Source organism: Rhodococcus sp. P3_B8, from assembly GCF_056402775.1.
Window position 1 is genome coordinate 1 of sequence record NZ_JBFUGT010000691.1, and the last position, 665, is coordinate 665.

Sequence of the window (665 nt, forward strand, 5' to 3'; positions counted from 1 at the left end):
GGCGTGGGCTGCAGGGCAGTCGCTGCGCGGGTCTCCTTCTCCGTGAGGTGTGTGGCGGGCATGGAGTCGACGTTAGATCCGAAGAACTGATGAATCCAATGCAGAACCATCCATCGACTCATACAGTTGAGTCATGAATAGCGAGACCGTCAAGGCGCTGTTGCCGCACCTCCCCGTCCTCGTCGCCCTCGGCGAAGTCGAACATGTGACTGTCGCTGCCGCGATGCTCGGGATGCCCCAGCCCACGGTCAGCCGGATAATCCGCCGACTCGAAAAGCAACTCGACATCTCGCTCCTGGAACCGGACGGCCGCGGCGTGCGCCTGACCGATGCCGGCCGGACACTGGTGCCTTACGCACAGCGCGCACTCGAGGCGGTGGTGGACGGCCTCGACGCCGTGCAGTCCGAAGACCGACAGGCGCGGGCCACCGTTCGCGTCGCCTTTCAGATGTCGCTCGGCGAGCACCTCGTGCCCGAGTTGATTCGCACCGTCCGCGCGACGGATCCGACGATCCGGTTCGTCCTCAGTCAGGGCGCGCGCCGCACGTGCCTGGACACCCTCCTCAACCGTGAGGCCGATATCGCGCTCGCCTCCCGTCTCACCCCACCGCCCGAGGGCCTGACGGTCACGCCGCTGTTCGAACAGCCGCTCGTCGTCCTGGTGC

At 66.3% G+C, this 665-nt stretch carries 1 protein-coding gene; it reads left to right on the forward strand.

From position 1 onward, the window contains the following. Positions 1-133: 133 nt before the first annotated feature. The coding region (locus AC1D1G_RS45800; RefSeq protein ID WP_477957011.1) for a LysR family transcriptional regulator at positions 134-665 on the forward strand (532 nt) is incomplete at its 3' end.